Here is a 19008-nt window from a genome sequence, read left to right as displayed (position 1 = left end):
CTTAACCAATCACTCCCATCAAGTAGACTACAGTGAAGATGAATACCCAAACTACGTCAATGAAGTGCCAGTATAGTGAGAATGTATAATACTTAGTTGCGTTATACAAATTCAGTCCTCGTTTGGAGTTACGGAAAATTAATAATGTAACCCAAACCAAACCAATTGCTACGTGAAAACCGTGTGTACCTACTAGTGTAAAGAAAGAGGAACTGAACGCACTATTATTAAACGTAAAGCCTTCTTGAACATAGTGAGAGAACTCATAGACTTCTAGCATCAAGAATCCAAGTCCTAAAAATGCAGTAAGGGCTAACCATAATTGCATCTTTTTGAAATTGAAACTCTTCAAATGATACATCGCATAAACACTTGTCAATGAAGATGTCAGAAGCAACATCGTCATAACAAATACTAATGGCAATGTGTACAGCTCTTGCGTAGTAAAACCAAAGCCGCTTGGCCCTTTATTTTTCAGCGCCATATACGTTGCAAACAAAGTAGCGAATAGAATTGTCTCTCCGCCAAGGAAAAGCCAAAAACCAACGAACTTGTTTTTTGCTTCCAGGGTAGCCTTCTCAGGATGAGCCGGCCATGTTTCAGGGGTGAATTTCTTGTTCAAATCCATTAGTTACGCCCCCCTTTTTCATTCTTCATATCTTCAAGGATTTGCTCTTTTGTTACATAGAATCCAAGATCATCTTTCAATGAACGTGCAGCCATCATAACAAATGTAAACGCTAGACCAAATATCAATACAGGAAGTCCCCAAGAAGTCTCTTGGTGGAACATCGCACCAAATCCTGCGATGAACAATCCTAATGTCATCAATAATGGAATGATTGAACCATTCGGCATATGAATATCCGTAACAGGTTCAGCCGGCGTAATCATTTCTTTACTGCCGTCCATCTTCTCAACCCATAATGTGTCCAAACCACGAATCAATGGAGTTTGAGCAAAGTTATAGAACACTGGAGGTGAAGGGATCGCCCACTCAAGTGTACGTCCATCGCCCCATGGATCATTTCCGACACGCTCGTTCTTAATAGTTGTCATAACGATATTGATGACCATTACAGTGAAACCAATCGCCATCAAGAGCGCACCAATCGTACTGATCATGTTCGCCATATTCCAGCCCTGTCCGTCCATAAATGTCCAAACACGACGTGGCATTCCCCAGAAACCTAACCAGTGTTGAATTAGGAATGTCATGTGGAAGCCGATAAAGAAGAATACAAACGTTATTTTTCCTAAGCCTTCATGCAACATCGTACCGAACATTTTCGGCCACCAGTAGTGAAGTGCCGCGAAAATTGCTAATACAACCCCACCAACGATAACGTAGTGGAAGTGAGCTACGATAAAGTACGTATCGTGCAATTGATAGTCAAGTGGTGCAGCACCTTGCATAACTCCAGTAACCCCACCCATTACGAATGAAGGGATAAATCCTAGAGCATACAACATTGGCGTTGTAACTTTAATGCTACCGCCCCAAATTGTGAGCAACCAGTTAAAGATCTTAACACCTGTCGGTACAGCAATCGCCATAGTTGCAACTGCGAAAATCGCGTTTGCTGTCGGTCCTAGACCAACTGTAAACATATGGTGAGCCCATACCATGAATCCTAAGAAACCGATTAATACTGTAGCGAATACCATCGCTGTATAACCAAAGAGACGTTTACGTGAGAATGTCGCAAAGATCTCAGAGAAAATACCGAATGCAGGCAAGATCAAGATATATACTTCAGGGTGACCGAATATCCAGAAAATATGCTCCCAAATAATCGTGTTACCACCCATTGTATGATCAAAGAAGTTACCACTGAACATACGGTCAAACGTCAAGAAGAACAATCCAATTGTTAATGGAGGGAAAGCGAATAAAATCATCGCTGATGCAACAAACGTAGTCCATGTAAACAATGGCATACGCATGTACGTCATCCCTGGTGCACGCATGTTGATAATTGTAACAAGGAAGTTAATCCCTGCCATTAATGTACCACCACCGGCGATTTGTAACCCAATTGCATAGAAATCAATGCCATGACCCGGTGAGTGAAGTGATAAGGACGCATACGATGTCCAACCAGCATCTGGAACTTCACCGAAAAGCCATGAAATGTTTAGGAATAATCCACCAAAGGCGAACATCCAAAAGCCTAATGAGTTGATGAATGGGAACGCTACGTCACGTGCCCCGATTTGAAGCGGAACAATGGCGTTCATAAAACCAAATAAAATCGGCATCGCTGCCAAGAATATCATGGTTGTTCCGTGCATTGTAATTAAGTCATTAAAAAGCCCTGCACTTACGAGATCGTTGTTTGGCGTCATCAATTGAAGACGAATGATCATCGCTTCTATACCACCAAGGACGAAGAAGAATAATCCCCCAAGGAGATAAAGAATTCCAATCTTCTTATGGTCGACTGTCGTCAGCCAATCCCAGAGTGTTGCGCCAAAGCCTCTTTTTTGAGCAACTGAACTCACTGTGTTACCTCCTATTCAATTTCCGTTTGAAAATTATTTTTCGACTTTTAAGCCCATTAAGTAATCCGCCAATGCATCTAGCTCCGCGTCAGAAATCTGATCTTCGCTAAATGAAGGCATTATATTGCCTGGTTTATGTTTCTGTGTATCACGAATCCAGTCTTTCAGATTCTCTTCATCGTGCTCTAGGAAACCAGCTACTCGGTTACGATCTCCAAATGTAGCTAAGTTCGGACCTTGGGCACCAGATTCCCCTACTCCTGAAACTGCGTGACATCCGATACAGCTCTGTGCGAATACTTCTTCACCGTCAGCATTAGCAACGACAGGCTCATCAGCTGTTTTTTGCATTGAAGCAACCCAGTCATCAAACTGGTCTCTCGGTAAAGTTTTCACCTTGAAGTCCATCAAAGCATGCGAAGGTCCGCAAAGCTCCGCACATTTTCCGTAGAAAACGCCATCCTTCAAGCCTTCAGATTCTTTTTCGAATGATAGATAAAATTTATTCACGTTCTCAACGTTCGTATCTAGTTTACCTCCTACTGAAGGTATCCAGAATGAGTGCTTTACATCTGCAGCGATCAAGTTGAAATAAACTTTTTCGTGTGTAGGCACGACTAGCTCCTGAGCTGTAACAATTCCTAAGTCAGGATACTCGAACTCCCACCAATACAATTTTGCTGTAACATCTACTACTAGATTTTCAGCATTTCCATCTTCATCGACCGCTTCCATTGCTTTTACGTCACCAAGTTTGTACGTGTAGTAAACCGTCGGGACTGCAAGGATCAGAACCAATAGAATTGGAATGAACGTCCACACCATTTCTAGTGTATGACTCCCTTCCACTTGCTCAGGCATATGATCTTCACCCAATTTGGAACGTCTGAAGCGTACTAGTGCAATTAAAAAGATTGCTACTACTACGATAATGACTAGTAACATGATTCCTGAAGCTAACAGCAACAAGTTGAACTGATCTTTAGCGACTTGCCCAGCTGGTTGGAAAGTTGAGATTTCTTCTTGTCCACAACCTGCTAAGAACACTGCGAAAACCGCTAATAAAGAAAAGAGACGCCACTTTTTGAGTCCTTTAATCATCGCTAACTAATACCTCTCTTTCTAAAAAAATGTTTTTCTACTTAATGGAGGACTTGAGCCTCTCTATGATGAATTCCTGTTTTAAAGAAAGAATTCCGTATTTCAGATGAATAGTGAGAAAATAATCATGGATACAAACAAAATAGTCATGTAGTTCAATGAATACACAAACATAGATGTTGCCCATTTCAAATCTTCTTTTGCTTTAAATCCTTTAATAGCTAAATAAAGCCAACCGACATTCAACAAAGTTGCAAATACCACAAACCCCGTGCCGAGTCCTTGAAGTAAGAAAGGCAGTGGGAAAAGCAATAATACCCACATAAGCATGGATTTCTTGGTCCGTTCAAACCCTTTTACTACAGGTAGCATAGGAATGTTCGCTGCACGATATTCCTCAGTTCTGCGCATAGCCAACGCATAAAAATGGGGTGGCTGCCATATGAACATGATCAGGAACAATGCCCAGGCTCCCATCGGCAGTGTAGGATCGACCGCTGCCCATCCAATAAGGGGTGGAATTGCACCCGATAAACTTCCCACAACCGTATTACTGACATGCTGACGCTTTGACCACATGGAATATAGGACGACGTAAGCTAATACGCCAGCGATTCCAAGCCAACCAGCCATCCCGGAAGCAGAGAACAATAGAACTTCTCCAGCTACTAGAAAAACAATCGCCAATGTCAATACAGCAGGCGTTTTAAATCTTCCAGTTACTGTCGGTCTAGACTTCGTTCTCGACATGATTGGATCAATATCCCGGTCAATCAAATTATTCAGAGCTCCAGAAGCTGCAATGATTAACCCAGTACCCAAAATTGCAAATACCAATAGATCGATGTTATGGAGAAAACTCTTCCCAGTGAATTGAAATGCCAAAAATAGACCGGTGAACGTAGTAATCAAATTTGAATTGACGATACCTATTTTGATAAGCGCCAAAAAGTCTTTCCATAATGTAATTGTCTCCACTTTGGGATTTGCAACCGTCGAAAGCGTTCGACCGTTTGACATAATAACCCTCCTTTCAAAGTTTTCAGCAAAGACCCTAACACTTACTATATCGAAATTCGTCGAAAATTTCTAGACCATTTCGCAATTTATAGCTGTTTAGTGCAACCTAAGCGTCTTTGTCCTTCACCTACTATATAGTAAAGCATTTCTACAGGGCATTTGTGAAGTTAAAGAGGCTTTTTTATGAACAATTTGTGAAAAGCCTTTCACCTTGCTGGTTTATTGACCTACGGCATTGTGTTTCATTGTTTTTTTAGATATCATAATATTTGGAACGTGTGCCCGAAATACACGATATTTCTATACTTTTGCGAAGTCATATACTTTACTAAGTTTTTTGCGTTTTTGGGCAAAACATCATTTAGATTGGCCTGATTCAAATGGTCAAATCATAGAAGAAGGTGTCTCATACTTGCAATACAATCGATTTTTAAAATGGTTCGGAGTCGCTTCAACTATTGGCATGCTTGCAATCTTGCTCGGAGGAGCGCTCGTTACAAAAACAGACAGCGGGATGGGTTGCGGCAGACACTGGCCCGGCTGTAACGGCCAGTTGATTCCGGATGAAATTACTGCTGAAGTACTTATTGAGTTTTCCCACCGTCTTGTAACAGGCGGCGTTGGAATTTTTATTGTAGTTTTAGCGGTATGGTCATGGAAATCTCTTGGTCATATACGTGAAACAAAATTTTTAGCCTTCATGGCCGTATTCTTTTTAATACTCCAAGCATTAATTGGAGCAGCTCAAGTTTTATGGGGTCAAGGTGATTTTATTCTTGCCTTGCACTTCGGGATTTCCCTTATTTCATTCGCAGCTGTCTTTTTGTTGACATTACTGATTTTCGAGGTCGACCAAAAATTTGACGCAGATAAAATCAGGATAGGTTCCTCATTACGATTTCATACAATCGGAGTAACCATTTATTCTTATTTCGTTATTTATACAGGGGCGCTCGTTCGTCACACCAATTCCGGTCTCGTCTGTTCGGATTGGCCGCTTTGTCGAAATAACGAATTCAGCCTACCTCTTAATATGTATGAATGGGTTCAAATGGGACACCGTTTGGCTGCGGCTCTCATTGTTGTGTGGATCGGTTTTATCGCGATTAAGGCTATTAAGCACTATAGCGATCAGCGCGTGATTTATTGGGGCTGGATTTCTGCATTTGCCTTAGTACTCGCACAAGCGACAACAGGGATGATCGTTGTTTTAACGAAATTAAACCTTTACATTGCCTTGTTGCATTCGCTTTTCATCACATTATTATTTGGTTTATTGACGTATTTAGTGCTCCTTGTTTCAAGAAGTCGTTCGAAGTAATCAATTAAACTTCACTATAAAGCGTACAAAAGTTGTTTAACAGCTCTGTACGCTTTTTCATATGGATGTTTGACCATAGAACAGCTCCTGCAGCCACATAAGGCTGTAGGAGCTGTTTCTTAGTGTTCTATTTCAATTAGTAAGTCACCAGTCGAGATAGAGTCTCCTGGACCAGCGTAAATTGCTTTCACGACGCCATCAAATGGAGCTTGGATCGTTGTTTCCATCTTCATCGCTTCTGTAATCAGCAAATGTTCTCCACGTTTCACCTTAGCGCCTAATGACACAGCTACTTGAAGTACAGTTCCTGGCATTGTAGCCGCGATATGAGTCTCATTTGAAGGGTCTGCTTTTTGTTTCTTCACGTCCTTCGTCTCGATTTGGAAATCTTGAATGACGACCTCACGCGACTGACCATTCAACTCAAAGTAAAGTACTCGAGTTCCATTTGGCTGCGGCTCTCCAATCGATACAAGCTTAACAATCAAAGTCTTGCCGATTTCAATTTCAATCTCGATCTCCTCGCCTAAACGAAGACCATATAAGAATTCAGGCGTATTAATTACCGAAACATCGCCGAATTGTTTTCTCGTTTCGATAAATTCCTCAAACACTTTCGGATACAAGACGTAAGCTAGCGCATCATGCATCGTAGCAGGCTTCTCCATCTTTTCCGTCAGTTCGCTCAATACTTCTTCAAAATTAACAGGTTCTAACAGCTCGCCAGGACGAACTGTAATCGCTTCTCGGCCCTTCAATATTACCTCTTGCAGTTCTTTCGGGAAGCCGCCATAAGGTTGTCCGATCGAGCCTTCAAAGAATTCAATAACCGATTCCGGGAAATCAATTGACTGACCTTTAGAAATGACTGAGTGTTCATTCAAGTCGTTTTGAACCATGAAAAGTGCCATATCCCCTACTACCTTAGAAGATGGAGTTACCTTCACAATATCTCCGAACAGGAAGTTTACACGAGAATACATTTTCTTTACTTCTTCCCAGCGCTCACCAAGACCGACCGCTTTCGCTTGTTGCTGCAAGTTGGAATACTGGCCTCCCGGCATTTCATGAACATAGATTTCGGAGTGCGGGCTATTCATACCACTCTCAAATGGCTTGTAATACTTTCTTACGTCTTCCCAATAATGAGAAAGTTTTTCTAAGGACTCTGTTTCCGCACGAACTTTCCTCTGGTTATCCTGCAGTGCATATGCCAGTGAGTTAGCAGAAGGCTGAGATGTCATGCCAGACATTGCGCCGATTGCCGTGTCAACGATATCCACACCTGCTTCAATCGCTTTGGCATACATATAAATTCCGTTTCCGCTTGTATCATGTGTATGCAAATGAATTGGAAGATCAGTAGTAGCTTTCAATTCGGATACTAGTCGATAGGCAGCTTCAGGCTTTAATAACCCCGCCATATCTTTAATTGCCAACATGTGAGCACCGACTGCTTCTAATTCTTTCGCCATTTCTTTGTAGTAATTGACCGTGTACTTGGCACGATTATCATCGAGAATATCACCTGTATAGCAAATTGCTGCTTCTGCAATTTTGCCTGACGCGCGCGTCTGATCTATGGCAACTTCCATTCCTTTGATCCAGTTCAAGCTATCGAATATTCTGAACACGTCAATTCCAGATGCCGCAGATTCCTTAATGAACTCCCGTATGACATTATCCGGATAATTCGTGTAACCGACTGCATTCGCACCTCTAAAGAGCATTTGGAACAATACGTTCGGAATTTGCTCACGAAGTCTTTCCAAACGATCCCACGGGCTTTCCTTCAAGAAACGATAAGCAACATCAAATGTGGCGCCTCCCCACATTTCAAAGGAAAATAAATCTGGCAGTAGATGCGCACTTTCCGTAGCGATTTTAGTCAATTCAGATGTTCTCATGCGTGTTGCTAACAAAGACTGATGTGCATCTCTGAAAGTCGTGTCCGTCAGTAACACATCTTCTTGCTTGCGAATCCAGTCGACCAACCCATCCGGACCTTGCTCGTCCAATATTTGCTTTGTCCCCTTCGGCAGCGGAGCATTCTTGTCAATCTCAGGAATCCTCACCGGGTGCAAAACAGGTCGTGTCGGGTCATCAATGCCTGGGAATCCATTAATGGTAACGTTTCCAAGATAGGATAGCATTTTCGTACCGCGGTCTTGTCTGTTATCAAAGACAAATAGCTCGGGTGTTTCATCAATAAAGCTCGTATTGTATTCGCCAGATAAAAAGTCTTCATGGCATACTACATTTTCAAGGAATGGAATGTTAGTTTTAATCCCTCTGATTCTGAATTCCTTCAAATTTCTGAGCATTTTGCTTGCAGCATCGCCAAATGTCGGTCCCCACGTAGAAACTTTGACTAGCAATGAATCGTAGTATGGACTGATGACAGAGCCTTGATATGCGTTTCCTGTATCTAACCGAACCCCAAATCCGCCTCCGGAACGATACACGCTCATCTTTCCAGTATCCGGCATGAAATCGTTTAGCGGATCTTCCGTCGTTACACGAGACTGAATCGCATAACCGAACAATGGAATGTCTTGTTGTTCAGGAATATTTACTTTGCCAGAATGAAGTTCTTCGCCCCCTGCAATATGAATTTGCGATTGGACAATGTCGATACCTGTAATCATTTCAGTTATAGTATGTTCCACTTGAATACGCGGATTGACTTCTATGAAATAAAATTCGTTGTCTGCTACTAAAAACTCAACGGTTCCAGCGTTTATATAGCCTACATTTTTAGCCAACTTGACAGCAGCTTCACAAATAGATTCTCTTAATTCATTTGTTAAAGAGATGGAAGGTGCAATTTCTACTACTTTCTGATGACGTCGCTGGATCGAACAATCACGCTCATACAGATGGACAATCTCCCCATATGTATCACCAAGTATTTGCACTTCGATATGTTTTGGCTGGTTAATATACTTTTCTACATATACTTCATCCGAACCAAAAGCTGATTTCGCTTCAGATTTCGCACGATTATACGCTTCTTGTACTTCATCTGCAGATTCCACGATACGCATGCCACGTCCGCCTCCGCCTAATGAAGCCTTTATAATAATTGGGTATTTATGCTGCGCACCGAAAGCCTCTACTTCCTCGACAGAAGTTACCGGTCCGTCCGTTCCTGGAATGACTGGGATTTCCGCTGCAATTGCTTGCTCGCGCGCCTTCACTTTATCTCCGAACATCTCTAAGTGTTTAGATGTTGGCCCGATAAAAATGATACCTTCCTCTTCCAATCGAGCCGCAAATTCTGCATTCTCTGCTAGGAATCCATAACCCGGGTGAATCGCATCAACATTTGCTTTCTTTGCAATGTCTATAATCCCTTCAATGTCCAGATAGGCATCGATCGGTTTTTTTCCTTCACCTACTAAAAACGATTGGTCGGATTTATATCGATGTAAAGATGCACGATCTTCTGCTGAATAAATACCAACTGTAGCAATACCTAATTCTGTACATGCTCGAAACACTCGGATCGCAATTTCCCCGCGGTTTGCGACCAGCACTTTCTTAATCTCTCTTCTCTCCACCAACAACACAATCCTCTCTACTTCGATTTCTCATACTTCACAAACATAGATACATTCATCAGTATACCAAGCGCAATCGACAAGAAGACAACAGACGTACCGCCATAGCTAATAAACGGCAGCGTGACACCTGTTAATGGAATTAATCCTGTTAAACCACCTAAGTTTACTAGTGTCTGAATGGAAATCAGACTACCGACACCGGCTGCCAACATTCTTGCATGTGCATCTTTCGTGCGCAAGGCGACAATAAACGCCCTCGATACAATGAAAAGCAAACCTCCTAGAACAGCCGTCGTACCCAACAAACCAGTTTCCTCGGAGATTACTGCCATTATGACATCTGTATGAGGTTCAGGTAAATAACCAAGTTTTTGTATAGAGTTTCCAAGCCCCACCCCTTTCAAGCCACCGGCACCTATTGCAATATAACCGTTGACAATTTGTAAACCCGACCCTTGAATATATTCAAACGGATCGGTGAATGCAAGAAAACGTCCGATACGGGAACCCGTCATGACGTCATCCCACTTTATCCATAAAAGGAGGCTCAACGCAACCCCTAATACAGCAAAAAACTTACTAATTTTCAAATAATTCCTCATATTCATTCCACTTGCTGCAATTACTGACACCGCAACAAGGAACAAAATCATAGTCGCTCCAAAGTCAGGCTCCAGGATGACTAGAACAAGTGAAGCGGTCAATACGGAGAATGTCGGAATGATGGTAGTCTTAATTTCATCAAGCGTACCTGCATAATATTTATTCGCAAATACACCTGAGAAATAAATGATAAATGCAATTTTAGCTACTTCTGTCGGCTGAAGATTTCCTAATCCCGGAATTGCTATCCAACTTTTCGCGCCTACCGTATCTCCGAAACCAATCATCTTGACAAGAATTAATAGAGCAAACATTACTCCAACTGTGAGATACAAGAATTTTTTATTTCGATAATGTCTGTAAGGTATGATGGCTGTTATAAGAAATGCAGGTATAGCAATAATCAGATTTATTAACTGCTTTCGATAAAAATGAGTTGGTTCAAAATTATAAATATTTACTGACCATACCATACTAGCGCTGTAAATCATAATTAATCCGAATAAACAGAGCATCAAATAGACTGCAAATAGCGGATAATCAAAGTTTCGTAGAATTCGGTTTACATAAGTCTTCATGTACTAGTTACCTCATCGTCCTAAATAAAAAACTCAAACCGTATGAGAAGTTTGAGTCTTTCATTTATTTTTTTGTATACAGTTCGTGCAAGACGTTCAACTCTTTTTCCAACAACGCGAGTATCTCACGGCCTTTTTCTTGCTCAACCAGACCGAGTTTCACAGCAAAATCAATTTCACGAGATAGCCCGTACATTTGCGTATCGAGCACTTCCTCGTAAAGCGGGCATTGCGGCATAGTTAAGTTGTCCATCTGAACCTTTATCAACTTAGCAATCTTCTCCGCATCTATATGCAGCTGCTTCATCGCTTTTTCTTTGTAAGTATCTTGAACTTCTATATCCATGGAGACGCCCCCATTATTCATTATTCCCGCAAGGTGTTGATGTCTAAATTGTATCTTTTGCAATTAAAAATTGCAAGTATTACCCGATGAAAATATATAACCAAAATGAATTCCTTTTCACTTCTATGATGAAAAGGTATACTTAAAATAGTTTATTTGAATTCAGCAGAAAGCTTCCACTTCTAAAGGCAGTGAGGGAAATGCAATTTTGTTACTGTTCAGATGGTGTTCAAACGCTTGTTGAATTCAGATAAAGCTTCCGGCGAATGTCACAGAGATTTAGAGCAAGCTAGAAAAATCCGGATATAATTCTGCCGTGGCATAATGGATAATGATTGAGGGGGAAGAATTTTGGAATCAATTGTACCAATTAGAGGTAATGTGAAGCACGCTATCACATTGGACCCTACAGTTTGGATATTTGACGATCGGCGTATAGATCTAGATATTTTCTTTACAGAGGATTTTGTTGAAAGAGATGAAATGGAAGAGTATAAAGAAAAAATGGGCAAGCACTGGTCAAGAGAAATCATGGAAGGTGCTACATATCCGCCAACTTTAAAAAGTGAAAAAAGATATGAAAAAGATAAAATGTTGACAGGCAGCTTCGCTATGGTTCTAGAGCCTTTCATTCACAATGCAGTGCCGAATGCTAGCGCATCAACGTTTTCACTCATTACAAAAGACAATGAAAAATACACGTATCCACTTTCCGATGCTACAAATATTCTTTTTAAATTCAGTCATGAAGGCAAACCTCTGAGAGAAGACGGGCCTGTACATGTACTATTTAAGGACGGCTCGAATCAACACTCCCCGATCCGTCATGTTCAAGCAATCGAAGTGGATTGAAGGAGATGACCGCATGCGTGTCAAATGCGTCCTATGCGACCAAATCGACCAGTTAGCAGATGATGATCCTCATGCTAAAAAGCTGCGAAATCGGCCCATTCACACATATATGTGTCCCACATGCAAGCTGCGAATCAGCGAATTAACCGAGTCGAGAATAGCAACAGGCAACTTCGTTTTCCATCGAAGTTCACACTTAACTGAAAAAGATTTTTGATTTTTAAAGCAAAAAACTCCGTTGTCATCACACAACGGAGTTTTTTGCTTTATAGATATTTTAAGTGCTGAGTAGTGGAGTTTAAAATCAATAAAAGAAAGCTGGGATTGCGGTTCAGGATTTGCGCTCCAAATGGAGACATTTTCCGTAGGGAGTGGCTAGAGCTAATCGAACAGCGAATGGTCCGATTTGTAAAATTACTGTGTTTCTTTGCAGAATTTTTACAGCACATACTCCTAACGCTTTGCACAGTCCAAGGCCACAAGAAGAACGCTGATCCTCCCGAAGTCGCCCCATCTTCCGCTCCAATCCTTACTTCGAATGTAGAAGCATATAGCAATCTCACTGGATTTTTTCTTAAAATCTAAGAAGAATAGCCTTACTCAGATTATAAAACGGGCATCTTTCCTTGATTATGTTCAAAGACATTAAGCGAAATGTGCCGCTAACACTTTGCTTTTGTTCCAATCTAGATAGTTAGCTCGGATACGTATTGAATTCTTCGTTTACAGCAAGTGTTTGCTTGCTCGTAATGAAAAGCCTTTAAGTCCGAGATGTTCTTCCTTGTTTTATAGCTTTCTGAGCGCGAAGATACACTCAATAACTTCAGTTAAATACGCAGTTGATCGGAGTGCAGGGTGGCGAAAGGCAAAGATATGCTCTCAACGCTACGCTTTTGTTCGCAAAAGCAGTTCCACGTTACGGCTATTCCTGTGGGGGACAGCGCGACAGGTGAGAACCCGCAGAAGCGACGAGGAGGCTCACCGAGCGCCCCACGGAAAGCGTCCACCCGGAACGCAAATCAACGGTGCCGTACCCTCTGTCGAATTCTTCTATTCACATAAAAAGACTCCGTTGTCATTGCACAACGGAGTCTTTTTTATGTTCATTTAAACGACGAACACGGTAAATAATAAGAATGGCAGCGGCTACGATCAATCCTTCTACGATTGGAAGGAAGAAGGCCAAGAAAGTCAAAACCAAGCACCCTATAAACAAAAATGCATAGATTACGACATTCTGCCAAAAATTGATTTTTTTCGCAAATCCAAGCTTATAAACAATAGCAGACATGATGAAAACGAGGGCGAACAGAATATAGCCCGCGATGTCGAAATTAGGAGCTAGTTCATAGACCATCCGTGCGATTCCCGACATCCGATTGTAGACCATTTCCGAATCCTCTACTCTCATTCCATACATTCCCTTCTATCTATATTATTCCCCAAGTTTTTTCCTTTTATTTGCGCGATCACGTTCACTCTTGTCGAGAATTTTCTTTCGTAAACGAATCGTTTGTGGGGTAATTTCACAATACTCGTCGTCCCCAATATACTGAAGAGCTTCTTCTAGTGACATAATACGCGGTTTTTTCGTCGTAACCGTTTGATCTTTCGTAGCAGAACGGACATTAGTCGCGTGCTTAACTTTTGTTAAGTTAATCGTCAAATCGCTGTCACGATTGCTCTCGCCCACTACCATACCTGCATAGATTTCAGCACCTGTTTCAACAAACATTGTACCACGGTCTTCTAGTTGCATAACTCCGTAGCCCGTCACAGTTCCATTTTCCATAGAAACTAGAACTCCGTGTCTTCTTCCACCAATTTTACCTGAAGTGACCGGTTTATAGCTATCAAATGTATGGTTTAAGATACCATAACCACGAGTCAATGTAAGGAATTCAGTTGTGTAACCGATCAACCCACGCGCAGGCACTAGGAAAATTAGACGAACTTGTCCATTCCCATTGTTGATCATATCTAACATTTCACCTTTTCGCTCACCGATCGACTCGATGATCGAACCCGTATGATCTTCTGGAACGTCGATCTGAACACGCTCAAAAGGCTCGGAACGCACACCGTCAATCTCACGGATAATGACTTGCGGCTTCGATACTTGCAATTCATATCCTTCGCGACGCATATTTTCAATTAGGATGGATAAATGAAGCTCACCGCGTCCTGAAACGATCCACTCGTCCGGGGAATCAGTAGGATCTACACGTAATGAAACGTCCGTCTCCAATTGTTGATCCAAACGCTCTTGAATCTTCCGGGCTGTAACCCATTTACCTTCCCGACCTGCGAATGGACTGTTGTTCACTAAAAATCTCATTTGAAGCGTCGGCTCATCAATATGAAGTTCTGGTAGAGCTTCCTGATGATCCGTCGGACATACAGTCTCTCCGACATCAATATTGCCCATTCCTGAAACCGCCACGAGATCTCCCGCAAAAGCTTCCTCAACTTCCACTCTCTTTAGACCCATGAATCCATATAATTTAGTCACGCGTAGATTTTTCACAGACCCGTCACGTTTCAATACGGAGACTTGCTCGCCTACTTTCATCGTTCCACGGAAAATTCGTCCGATTCCGATACGGCCAACATAATCATTATAGTCCAATAGAGACACTTGGAACTGTAAAGGCTCATCACGATTATCGATCGGCGCCGGGATATGTTCCAAAATCGCATCATATAGAACACGCAAAGTATCTTCCTGTGTTGCTGGATCCGGCGAAAGACTCGCAGTACCATTAAAGCCTGATGCATACACTACAGGGAATTCTAATTGCTCATCGTTCGCATCCAGCTCAATGAATAATTCCAATACTTCATCAACCACTTCTTCAGGTCTTGCGAATTCACGGTCAATTTTATTTACTACAACGATTGGTTTCAAGTTCGTTTCCAATGCTTTCTTCAAAACGAAGCGAGTTTGAGGCATACACCCTTCAAACGAGTCGACAACTAGGATTACGCCGTCTACCATTCGTAAAATTCTTTCCACTTCTCCACCAAAGTCCGCGTGTCCTGGTGTATCCATGATGTTAATTTTCGTATCTTTATATTCAATAGCTGTGTTTTTAGCTAATATCGTAATTCCGCGTTCACGTTCCAATTCATTAGAATCCATCGCCCGGTCGTCTACATGCTCATTTGATCGGAAAATACCTGACTGTTTTAACAACTGGTCAACTAATGTAGTTTTACCATGGTCAACGTGGGCTATAATTGCAATATTTCTAAGATCTGCTCGTTCGTTTGTCATTTTTTCACTCCGTTTATCTTTTTTCAGATGTTCAACTGTGTTATTATAGCACAAGATAGTTCATTTCAATAATATTTAATTTTATCTTTTTTCAGCAGAAGACTTCCACCTCTATAGGTGGTTGGGATGATTGCAGTTTTATTTCCTGTTCAGCGGGTGCTCAAATGCTTGCTGAACAAAGAGATAGCCTCCGATTTTGATGGTGTTAAAGGTTAACTGCCTGCGTCACGCAGGCCTAAGCACAATTCAAAATCTGGACACAATTACACCGAGGCATAATTGATAAGGAGGGATTTTCTTGAAAGATATTAAGTGGATTTTTGTTCTTTATTCACTTGGGGCCGTTTTATCTATGTCTGCGATCGGCATTGGGATAGGCATGCGGAGCATTTTTGTTGTCGTTCTTGCCATCGTCGCCCTTATTCTAATCATGGGGAATGGCTTTAAAACAAAAGCTCGTATGCGCGAACAAGGTACATTGTAACTATATTTTACATACAGGTAAAGGGACTGTACATTAAACCAAACCGGTTTAACAAACAGCCCCTTTTTTATTTTAGTCGGATATATTTTGATAGTATTTCCTCATGCAAACCTGGTCGTGTTACAATAAATGTATCCGTCCCAAGTAAATGAGGCGCTTCGCCTTGCAAGCTTGTTGCTACAGCTCCTACTTCTTGGGCAATTACGATGCCGCCCGCTATGTCCCATGGCGCTAATCGCATCGAGATATAGGCATCGATCCTGCCTGATGAAACGTATGCTAACTCAATCGCCGCAGAGCCATAAGAGCGCGTTCCTCTACAACGAGTTACGAGTTGAATGATTTTATCATTATCTACCTTAGTGTTTGGCGCCACCCAACTTGCATTAATACCAATTAACGCTTCCTCAAGAGGCGTTATTTCAAGTTGTGGAAGTCGCTCATCATTGAAGTAAGCTCCCTCGCCTTTTGCAGCGTGATATAAATCATCACCCATTACATCATATATGTAGCCCAGCATCCCCACGCCGTCTACATAAATCCCCAAGGAAATAGCGAAATTCCTTCTTTGATGGATGAAATTCATCGTCCCATCTATTGGATCCAAGAACCATACAGTCCCGTCCAATGAAGTAATTTTATCTCCAAATCCCTCTTCAGAAACAATTTTATGTTCCGGAAAATCTTGTTTCACTCGATCCACAACGAACCTTTCGATTTCCTTGTCGATATTTGTAACTAAATCATTTGCATCTGCTTTTGAATCGATGTCTATCGTATTAAAAAAAGACACACGTATTTTGTGGCCAGCCTCTTTGATTAACGATTTTGCATATCGATCGATCGCATTAAGATTCATCTTGCCACCTCTTCCCATTCCGACTAGTGTTAGTATAACATACAGTAGAAAGAACAGAAGAGAATACGGTTACAGCCTGTTAAGTAAAAAGGCATCCGTCACATTTTCTTCAAATCTGAAGGAAATGGGGATGCCTTTTACAATTCGACACTCACGCTGTGAAAACATTTAGCGTCTCCAACTCGCTGTGGATTTCAGCAAGCCGTTGTTTACTTTTTTCAACTTGTTTTGAATCCTCTTCTTGCAATGCATCATACAGAGTCGCCAATTCGTAATCAAGTTCTAAATTCAGCGTTCGGACATATTCTCTTTCCACATCTTCTTTGCGTATGAAATGAACAACTTGTTTCATGAGTAAGCACCCCTTTTAATTAATTAGCTTTCACTAACCGCCTTATATCATAGTATGTGAAAATTCCGACTTTAAGTGGTTAGAAGCCTTGTTATTTTAAATTATTCCCCGTTTATTGATAAGATAAACGTAGACATTTCAAACTGGAGGAGAATTTCATTGACTCAAAATTATTGGTCAGCAACAGATTTCAATGTTTTTACGATAGAAGGCCTTGATCAACGCATGGCTGCACTGCAACAAAAAATTCAACCGAAATTCAAGGAATTAGGAGACCATTTTTCACACACCCTTTCAACTCACGGTAAAGGAGAATTTTTCCCTCATGTTGCAAAACATGCTAGACGTACAGTAAATCCACCAAAAGATAGCTGGGTGGCATTCGCTCCCGCGAAAAGAGGATACAAAGCGTTACCTCACTTTCAGATTGGCTTGTGGGGCACTCATTTATTCATCGTGCTGGCAATTATTTATGAAAATCCTGATAAAAAAGGGATTGCAGAACGGTTAGAAAAAAACTTGGAAGTTTTGACGTCTTTGCCGAATGATTTCATTGTTTCGGGGGATCATATGAAGCCGGACGTCGACTTAATTAGCGAAGTACGTACAGAAGGCCTTAAAAAACTGTTGGAGCGCTTGCAGACAGTGAAGAAAGCTGAATTTCTAGTCGGACGGCATCTATCTAAAGAGGATGCAGCAGAAATGACAGAGCAGCAATTTTACAACTTTGCCACAGATACGTTCAATCACCTTCTGCCTGTCTATGATATTGTGATAAATTCTTATGATTGATATGTTGAACAAAAAAACACGGTATCAGTAATTTACTTCTGATACCGTGTTTTTCAGTATGTTTTTTTCAATGCAAGCAGTGTTAGATTTATAAGTATTACACTTTTAACAACTCTCCAGCTTTGCGTTCTCTCGCTAACTTTACAACTCGATAAGCGACATAACCGCTGCTTTCCTCGAACTCTTTACACAACGTCTTTTCTTCCGCCATAGAGGGCACAACTTTCTTGAATGAACGATAATGGTTCATAAAATCTTCTCGCTCAACAGAAGACTCGTAGGCTTGTTCTACTTTAGTGAAAAAATCGATTACTGACACGATTTCTTCCGTAGACCAATCTGCTCGCAGCGGATATTGATATTCAGCCATTTAGCTCTCCCCTTATTGGATATACCATTTTTCTTGGATGTTTTCAGCTTCATTTTTCATTCGAGCAAATAACTCAGAAACACTCGGGACGTCGTCAATCATTCCAGCGATCTGACCGCCCCATCCAAAGCCTTCGCTTGCAGCTCCATCGTGGATGAGCTTACAGTTCGCTTCGCCGCTGACATACGATTTTAATCCCTCATAATCGGCGCCCTCAGCCTCTAACCGCAAAATCTGCTCGGTCCATTCATTCTTCAATGCACGTGCCGGTGCTCCTATTGTTCTTTTAATTATCGTAGTATCTTGCTCCGTGCTGTCCAGCAAGGACTGAACGTAAGCTTCAGATGCATGAACACATTCTTTTGTGGCGATAAATCTGGTACCCATCTCAATACCTTCCGCGCCAAGAGCATGCGCAGCCATCCAGCCGCGGCCGTCTCCTATTCCACCTGAACCAATGACAGGGATACTCACAGCGTCTGCAATTCGAGGAATCAGCACCATTGTTCCAATATCATCGCGCCCTAGATGACCTCCGCCTTCCTGTCCGACAGCAATAACTGCATCCGCACCAATTTCTTCTGCTTTTTGTGCCTGTCTCCTTGCAGCTACCAATACCATCTTTTTAACGCTCGTTCCTTTTAGCATATCAAATAAAGGTGCTGGATTTCCACCTGTCACCGAAAGAATCTCTACATCTTCTTCAAGGGCAGCTTCCACCATCGATTCATACGCTCTGCCGTGATTACCAATTGCGAAGTTCACTCCGAACGGCTTAGCTGTTTTCTTTCGTACACTGCGTATTTCCTGTTTCAATGCTTCCGGCGAAGGTAGACTCATTGCGGTAATTTGCCCTAAACCTCCAGCTTCCGAAACTGCCGCAGCCAAATCTGCATAAGCTAAATACGCAAGACCTCCTTGTACAATTGGATATTCAATTCCAAACAACTCAGTCACCCTTGTTTTCCAAATCACAACTCCA

The 19008-nt window shown here is 41.7% G+C and carries 18 protein-coding genes; 5 read left to right on the top strand and 13 right to left on the bottom strand.

Annotated features, from left to right (window positions below):
* Nucleotide 1 precedes the first annotated feature (1 nt).
* From MKX97_RS05090 to cyoE, 4 genes are all read right to left on the bottom strand, one after another.
* Nucleotides 2–628, bottom strand: a complete 627-nt coding sequence (locus tag MKX97_RS05090; protein WP_009765632.1) for a cytochrome (ubi)quinol oxidase subunit III — start codon at nt 626–628, stop codon at nt 2–4.
* Complete coding sequence (locus MKX97_RS05085) at nt 628–2505, bottom strand: cytochrome c oxidase subunit I (RefSeq protein ID WP_078817834.1); 1878 nt, start codon at nt 2503–2505, stop codon at nt 628–630. Before MKX97_RS05085 ends, MKX97_RS05090 begins: the two co-directional genes overlap by 1 nt.
* 33 nt (nt 2506–2538) lie before the next feature.
* Nucleotides 2539–3606, bottom strand: coding sequence for a cytochrome c oxidase subunit II (gene coxB, locus MKX97_RS05080; RefSeq protein WP_078817835.1), 1068 nt, complete (start codon nt 3604–3606; stop codon nt 2539–2541).
* 102 nt (nt 3607–3708) lie between these two features.
* Entirely contained in the window at nt 3709–4626 is a 918-nt protein-coding gene (cyoE, locus tag MKX97_RS05075) for a heme o synthase (protein ID WP_078817836.1), read from the bottom strand.
* 412 nt (nt 4627–5038) lie between these two features.
* Here cyoE and MKX97_RS05070 point away from each other — a divergent pair, with 412 nt between their 5' ends.
* Nucleotides 5039–5947 carry a heme A synthase gene (locus tag MKX97_RS05070; RefSeq protein ID WP_040758288.1) on the top strand — a complete coding sequence of 303 codons (909 nt, stop codon included), beginning with the start codon at nt 5039–5041 and terminating at the stop codon, nt 5945–5947.
* 119 nt (nt 5948–6066) lie between these two features.
* Here MKX97_RS05070 and pyc read toward each other — a convergent pair whose 3' ends face one another.
* The 3 genes from pyc to MKX97_RS05055 all read right to left on the bottom strand — a co-directional run bounded on the left by pyc (nt 6067) and on the right by MKX97_RS05055 (nt 11040).
* The gene (gene pyc / locus MKX97_RS05065; RefSeq protein ID WP_078817837.1) at nt 6067–9513 is read right to left on the bottom strand and encodes a pyruvate carboxylase; all 3447 of its coding nucleotides are present in this window, start codon (nt 9511–9513) and stop codon (nt 6067–6069) included.
* A gap of 14 nt (nt 9514–9527) precedes the next feature.
* On the bottom strand, nt 9528–10694 hold the full coding sequence (locus MKX97_RS05060; RefSeq protein ID WP_009765638.1) for an FtsW/RodA/SpoVE family cell cycle protein: 1167 nt from the start codon (nt 10692–10694) through the stop codon (nt 9528–9530).
* A gap of 64 nt (nt 10695–10758) precedes the next feature.
* The gene (locus tag MKX97_RS05055; RefSeq protein ID WP_040758289.1) at nt 10759–11040 is read right to left on the bottom strand and encodes a YlaN family protein; all 282 of its coding nucleotides are present in this window, start codon (nt 11038–11040) and stop codon (nt 10759–10761) included.
* Nucleotides 11041–11391: 351 nt separating this feature from the next.
* Here MKX97_RS05055 and MKX97_RS05050 point away from each other — a divergent pair, with 351 nt between their 5' ends.
* Together MKX97_RS05050 and MKX97_RS05045 are read left to right on the top strand one after the other, a co-directional pair.
* The gene (locus tag MKX97_RS05050; RefSeq protein ID WP_078817838.1) at nt 11392–11892 is read left to right on the top strand and encodes a hypothetical protein; all 501 of its coding nucleotides are present in this window, start codon (nt 11392–11394) and stop codon (nt 11890–11892) included.
* Nucleotides 11893–11905: 13 nt separating this feature from the next.
* A complete protein-coding gene (locus MKX97_RS05045) occupies nt 11906–12109 on the top strand; it encodes a YlaI family protein (protein WP_078817839.1) in 204 nt (67 codons plus the stop codon).
* An 858-nt stretch (nt 12110–12967) separates the two neighbouring features.
* Here the strand turns inward: MKX97_RS05045 and MKX97_RS05040 are convergent.
* Complete coding sequence (locus tag MKX97_RS05040) at nt 12968–13303, bottom strand: YlaH-like family protein (protein WP_245799498.1); 336 nt, start codon at nt 13301–13303, stop codon at nt 12968–12970.
* Nucleotides 13304–13327: 24 nt separating this feature from the next.
* Nucleotides 13328–15169 (bottom strand): translational GTPase TypA, encoded by a 1842-nt coding sequence (gene typA, locus MKX97_RS05035; protein ID WP_009765644.1) that lies wholly within the window; start codon nt 15167–15169, stop codon nt 13328–13330.
* 298 nt (nt 15170–15467) lie between these two features.
* Between typA and MKX97_RS05030 the strand changes: the two genes are divergently transcribed.
* Nucleotides 15468–15653: a YlaF family protein gene (locus MKX97_RS05030; protein WP_009765645.1), complete on the top strand. Its 186-nt coding sequence runs from the start codon at nt 15468–15470 to the stop codon at nt 15651–15653.
* Between the two features lie 67 nt (nt 15654–15720).
* Here MKX97_RS05030 and MKX97_RS05025 read toward each other — a convergent pair whose 3' ends face one another.
* Nucleotides 15721–16512, bottom strand: a complete 792-nt coding sequence (locus MKX97_RS05025; RefSeq protein WP_078817840.1) for an inositol monophosphatase family protein — start codon at nt 16510–16512, stop codon at nt 15721–15723.
* Between the two features lie 151 nt (nt 16513–16663).
* Entirely contained in the window at nt 16664–16864 is a 201-nt protein-coding gene (locus MKX97_RS05020) for a hypothetical protein (RefSeq protein WP_009765647.1), read from the bottom strand.
* Between the two features lie 159 nt (nt 16865–17023).
* Between MKX97_RS05020 and MKX97_RS05015 the strand changes: the two genes are divergently transcribed.
* Complete coding sequence (locus MKX97_RS05015; protein WP_176132552.1) at nt 17024–17656, top strand: DUF1054 domain-containing protein; 633 nt, start codon at nt 17024–17026, stop codon at nt 17654–17656.
* A 97-nt stretch (nt 17657–17753) separates the two neighbouring features.
* Here the strand turns inward: MKX97_RS05015 and MKX97_RS05010 are convergent, their stop codons facing one another.
* Entirely contained in the window at nt 17754–18026 is a 273-nt protein-coding gene (locus tag MKX97_RS05010) for a UPF0223 family protein (protein WP_078817841.1), read from the bottom strand.
* Between the two features lie 12 nt (nt 18027–18038).
* Nucleotides 18039–19001, bottom strand: coding sequence for a nitronate monooxygenase family protein (locus MKX97_RS05005; RefSeq protein ID WP_342537123.1), 963 nt, complete (start codon nt 18999–19001; stop codon nt 18039–18041).
* Between the last annotated feature and the right edge of the window lie 7 nt (nt 19002–19008).

The organism is Sporosarcina sp. FSL K6-3508 (assembly GCF_038615825.1).
Classification (GTDB): Bacteria; Bacillota; Bacilli; order Bacillales_A; family Planococcaceae; genus Sporosarcina; species Sporosarcina newyorkensis.
The sequence above is the reverse complement of the archived record's forward strand: the minus strand, read 5'-3'. Positions and strand labels throughout refer to the sequence as shown.

Coding starts and splice junctions, on each gene's coding strand:
- MKX97_RS05090 (WP_009765632.1), bottom strand. CDS start 628: ATGGATTTGAACAAGAAATTCACCCCTGAAACATGGCCGGCTCATCCT.
- coxB (WP_078817835.1), bottom strand. CDS start 3,606: ATGATTAAAGGACTCAAAAAGTGGCGTCTCTTTTCTTTATTAGCGGTT.
- cyoE (WP_078817836.1), bottom strand. CDS start 4,626: ATGTCAAACGGTCGAACGCTTTCGACGGTTGCAAATCCCAAAGTGGAG.
- MKX97_RS05060 (WP_009765638.1), bottom strand. CDS start 10,694: ATGAAGACTTATGTAAACCGAATTCTACGAAACTTTGATTATCCGCTA.
- MKX97_RS05055 (WP_040758289.1), bottom strand. CDS start 11,040: ATGGATATAGAAGTTCAAGATACTTACAAAGAAAAAGCGATGAAGCAG.
- MKX97_RS05045 (WP_078817839.1), top strand. CDS start 11,906: ATGCGTGTCAAATGCGTCCTATGCGACCAAATCGACCAGTTAGCAGAT.
- MKX97_RS05040 (WP_245799498.1), bottom strand. CDS start 13,303: ATGAGAGTAGAGGATTCGGAAATGGTCTACAATCGGATGTCGGGAATC.
- typA (WP_009765644.1), bottom strand. CDS start 15,169: ATGACAAACGAACGAGCAGATCTTAGAAATATTGCAATTATAGCCCAC.
- MKX97_RS05025 (WP_078817840.1), bottom strand. CDS start 16,512: ATGAATCTTAATGCGATCGATCGATATGCAAAATCGTTAATCAAAGAG.
- MKX97_RS05020 (WP_009765647.1), bottom strand. CDS start 16,864: ATGAAACAAGTTGTTCATTTCATACGCAAAGAAGATGTGGAAAGAGAA.
- MKX97_RS05010 (WP_078817841.1), bottom strand. CDS start 18,026: ATGGCTGAATATCAATATCCGCTGCGAGCAGATTGGTCTACGGAAGAA.